Below are 4,239 nucleotides of genomic sequence, written 5' to 3'. Positions count from 1 at the left end.
CGGAAGATCCTGGGAATCTCCTCCCCCGGGATCCCCGGGCCCTCATCCCGGATATGGACCGCCCCGTAGGTCTCGAAGGCCTCACAGGAAATGGTGACAGTCGACCCTTCAGGGCTATATTTCACCGCATTTTCCAGAAGATTAAAGAACACCTCCTGGGTCCATCTGGGATCGTGGTTGAGACACAGGTCAAAAGACCCCGCAAACCGGATCTTGATCCCCCGGGCCCTGGCTCTTTCCCGGACCGCTTCCGCCGCTTGCCGCACCGTGTGGCCGATCCCGGCAGGAAGGATCTCCAGATTCCCTCTGCCCCGCTCCAGATCCACCATCTTAAAGAGGGCCTCAAGAAGCCACTCCAGCTTGTCCGTCTCCTCTTCCAGCCGCCTCCGGGCCCTTGCCCGCTGTTCCGGCTCCAGCTCCGTCTTCCCCAGAAGCTCCTGATAGAGCCGGATATTGGCAAGAGGCGTCCTAAGCTGATGGGACAGATCCTGGATCAGCCCCTTCAGGGCCTCCCGGTCCTTCCCGGCTTCCTCCGCCTCCCGGCCATACCGCTTCTGGATCCGCACAAATCCGTCCCGGATCACATCTTCCGCCCCTTCCCGGTCCGCCGCCTGGGAAATGTCTTCCCCCGCCAGCATCTTCTGCTGCAGAAGCTGTACCCTCTGATAAAGCTGAAAATACCGCCGCCGGAAATACACAAATCCCCCAAAGGCCGCCGCCACAAGGAGACTTGCGATCCCCAGCATCCACATTTCACCCATTCCATACTCTCCTGTCTTTTCTGTGGCCGTCACGCCTGCCAGAGATATCCCTGGCTGTGAACCGTCCGGATCCTCCTGGGTTCCCCCGGATCCTCCTCGATCTTCACCCGCAGCCGCCGGATGGCTACCGCCAGCGTATTTTCATCCACATAGCTGCCTTCGCAATCCCAGATCCGCTCCAGAAGCTGCCCCTTGGTGAGAAGCTGTCCCGGATGTTCCAGGAAACAGAGAAGCAGCCGCTGCTCCGTACCGCTCAACGCCAGAAGCTCCCCCTGCTTTCTCACCTCTCCCTTCCCCAGGTCCACCGTAATGTCCCCGGAAGAAAGAAGAGCCGGTTCCTCCTGACGCCTTAAGATCTTCCGCACCCGGGCCTGCAGCACCGCCAGGGAGAAAGGCTTCCTCATAAAGTCGTCCACCCCCAGCTCCAGCCCCTTCACCTCGTCCATCTCCGAATCGCGGGCCGTCAGCATCAGCACCGGAAGCCTGGAAGAAGCGCGCAGCCGCCGCACCAGATCAAATCCGCTGCCGTCCGGCAGGTTGCAGTCCAGAATGAGAAGGGCAAGCCCTCCTGCCTCCAGAAGCCGCCTTCCCTCCGTCATGGTCCCCGCAGCCGCCGTCTCGTAACCCTCCAGCTCAAAAGCCAGAGCAAGCCCCTCCCGCAGGGCGCTGTCGTCTTCAATAATTCCGATCTTTGGTGTCATAGTCAAATCCCCTTATCCTCCACACTGATTTCTCTCTATTATGCTTCCTGCCGCAGTATCCCCAGTCTCCGAATACACTGTTTCCTTACAAACCAGAAGCAGATCCCCTGCATAAGGATGGTGATGATCCAGGAGCCGGGATAAGAAATAAACAGGAAATACAAGGACCGGTGGCTTGGGAAGAACCCGTAGATCCAGATGATCCTGGTGACCACCGTGCCGATCACAGACAGCACCATGGGAACCGCAGAATGTCCCATCCCCCGCAGGGCTCCCGGCAAGAGATCCATGATCCCGCACAGGAAATAAGGCACCGTGGTGATGGACAGGATCTCCATGCCGCACTGGATCACCTCCGGCTCCGCCGTATAGATCCCCAGCACCTGAGCGCCGAATACATAGGCGCCCACGCCCAGCACCAGCGAGACTCCCACCGACAGGATCCCGCAGTTGAGCAGCACCCGGTCCATCCGCTTTTGCTTCCCTACGCTGTAATTCTGGCTGGTGAAGCTCATGCAGGCCTGGGTTACCGCGTTCACCGCCACATAGAGGAAGCTTAGGATATTGTTGGCCGCCGTGTATCCGGCCATGGCAATAGATCCGAAAGAGTTGACCGAGGACTGGAGCATGGCGTTGGACAGGTTGATCACCGTGCTCTGGATCCCGGCCGGGATCCCCACCTGGAAGATCCGCTTCATATGCTCCCGGTTGATCCCCAGCCGGGAGAACCGGATCTGGTAGCTTCCCTCCGACCGGTACAGGCACCGGAGCACCAGGATACTGGAGATCAGCTGGGAGGTGATAGTCCCGATGGCAACCCCCGCCACCCCCAGAGGGATCACGATCACCAGGAGAAGGTCAAGCCCTACATTGGCAAGCCCCGCCACCAGAAGAAAGGCCAGCGGCCGCTTGGTGTCCCCCACCGCCCGGAGGATGGCCGCCCCGTAGTTATATAGCATGAAAAAAGGCATCCCCAGGAAATAGATCCGCATGTAAAGGGTCGCCTGGCCGATCACATTTCCCGGCGTCCCCATGATTTCCAGGGCCACTCTGGACAGCCCCGCTCCTGCAAATGCCATGGCCACGCCGCTGATCAGCGCCAGGGTAATGGCCGTATGTACCGCCTCCGACATCTCCCGGTCCCGGCCCGCCGCATAGTACCGGGCCGCCAGCACATTTGCCCCCAGGGACACGCCAATGAACAGGTTAGTGAAAATGTTGATAAGAGCGGTGGTGGAACCCACCGCCGCCAGGGCGTCGCTTCCGGTAAATCTCCCCACAACGATGATATCCACCGCGTTGAACATCAGCTGCAGGATGCCAGATACCATCAGGGGCAGGGAAAATGAGATCAGCTTGTCCATGATGGAGCCGTTGCACATATCGATCTCGTATTTACTTCGCTTCAAAGCTGTGTCATCTCCTTCATAAGTTTCGTCGCATTCAGGCCCGTCCCGCTACCTGGCCAGTTCATCCAGCGTATACTTCGCCTGGCACCGGGGACAGGTGTAGGTATAATAGTAGTATTTCACCTTCGTGTCGTCCACATTTGCCAGCTCCCTGGTAAATGTCCCGGGGAGCTTGCCCTTGGTGTAAAACGCCTCTTTCCTGCGGATCAGCTTCTCCCCGCACCGGGGACACTTGGGCTTCTTGAACAGAAAATAGTAGAATTGTTTCGGCGTAAAAGAATAGCTGAACGCCGTGGGCTTCATGGAATCCCAGTTCTGATCACGTTTCATAGGGGGCCTCCTTTCAAGAGATCATTTATAATCTTTATAAAGGCAGCAAGAAAAAATATTGCGTATATCTATACATACAGTATATAATCAAATAGAAAGGAAAAACAAGATGGGGAAAAAAGAAAAATATAAACAATATAAATCCACAATCACTATTATCTTCTTCATGAATTTATCAACCTTCTTTTTGTTAGGATATCATGCCGTCAAAGAAGGATTAAATATTGTGATCGGCGTTACTCTTATAATAAGTGCACTATCGAATGTATTGAACTTATTGTGTATGATACATTATAACTCTGCACACGAGTAGACAGTGTCTCTTCCAACATGTTATAAAAGAGATAAAGAAAAACAGCACCAGTTTAATGCGCCTCGTGCTGTTACGTATGGATAAGGAGAGAACTAATATGACAAATTGGAATTTCCGTGAAATGTTTTTGTTCGCAGCAATAGTGATCTTTATAGCTTCCGACCAGGATATATATTCCAGCATATTGCTTATGTGCGCCTCGGCTTATATGATAGTTGATTTAGTGCCGAAATTATGGAAAATGCGGAAAAGCAGTGAATAATACATATTGCAAAACGCTTACGGAGCTTCTATTCATGGAGAAATATGGGAGTATCCCAAAGCGGTCCGCCTCTTGATCTATACCACGAATACCATCGAGGGATTTAACCGGCAGCTGCGGAAGATCACGAAATCTAAGACGTTATTCCCTTCAGATGAGAGTCTTCTGAAAATGCTGTATCTAGCCATGATGGATATCACAAAAAATGGGCCGAACACCGACAGGATTGGGGGGCAGATCCATTCGCAACTGGAGATATTTTTTGAAGAACGATTATCTGGATTATAAGCAGTTTCTATCCTGCCCAGAATAAGTAACAACATATCTTATATCCGTTTTTTGAGTTTGTAAAAAACTTGATATAGAAAATCCGATTATCCGCATAAATACAGCATTTAAGGGCTGTTCATCACTTGAAAAAATAAGTGTTTTACCACGAATTTACCATAATTGAATATGAGTC

At 53.1% G+C, this 4,239-nt stretch carries 4 protein-coding genes and 1 pseudogene; 1 reads left to right on the top strand and 4 read right to left on the bottom strand.

Annotated features, from left to right (window positions below; all coding sequences use genetic code 11):
• The 4 genes from ACML7B_RS04460 to ACML7B_RS04445 form a co-directional block, all read right to left on the bottom strand.
• The coding region (locus tag ACML7B_RS04460; RefSeq protein ID WP_418539458.1) for an ATP-binding protein at window positions 1–761 on the bottom strand (761 nt) is incomplete at its 3' end.
• Between the two features lie 29 nt (window positions 762–790).
• Window positions 791–1,462 carry a response regulator transcription factor gene (locus ACML7B_RS04455; protein ID WP_418539457.1) on the bottom strand — a complete coding sequence of 224 codons (672 nt, stop codon included), beginning with the start codon at window positions 1,460–1,462 and terminating at the stop codon, window positions 791–793.
• 38 nt (window positions 1,463–1,500) lie between these two features.
• Window positions 1,501–2,871, bottom strand: coding sequence for an MATE family efflux transporter (locus tag ACML7B_RS04450; RefSeq protein WP_418539456.1), 1,371 nt, complete (start codon window positions 2,869–2,871; stop codon window positions 1,501–1,503).
• Window positions 2,872–2,919: 48 nt separating this feature from the next.
• Window positions 2,920–3,201 (bottom strand): hypothetical protein, encoded by a 282-nt coding sequence (locus ACML7B_RS04445; RefSeq protein ID WP_418539455.1) that lies wholly within the window; start codon window positions 3,199–3,201, stop codon window positions 2,920–2,922.
• A gap of 641 nt (window positions 3,202–3,842) precedes the next feature.
• Here ACML7B_RS04445 and ACML7B_RS04440 point away from each other — a divergent pair.
• Window positions 3,843–4,042 (top strand): annotated as a pseudogene (locus tag ACML7B_RS04440) (transposase); the annotation flags it as partial.
• Between the last annotated feature and the right edge of the window lie 197 nt (window positions 4,043–4,239).

Origin of the sequence: Massilistercora timonensis (assembly GCF_048354975.1) — a bacterium.
Lineage (GTDB): Bacteria > Bacillota > Clostridia > Lachnospirales > Lachnospiraceae > Massilistercora > Massilistercora timonensis.
Note: the sequence above shows the minus strand (reverse complement) of the source record. Positions and strands in the feature narration are given on the sequence as shown.

Bases quoted from the DNA above. Each gene is read 5' to 3' on its own strand.
- ACML7B_RS04445 (WP_418539455.1), bottom strand. From the start codon at position 3,201: ATGAAACGTGATCAGAACTGGGATTCCATGAAGCCCACGGCGTTCAGC.
- ACML7B_RS04455 (WP_418539457.1), bottom strand. From the start codon at position 1,462: ATGACACCAAAGATCGGAATTATTGAAGACGACAGCGCCCTGCGGGAG.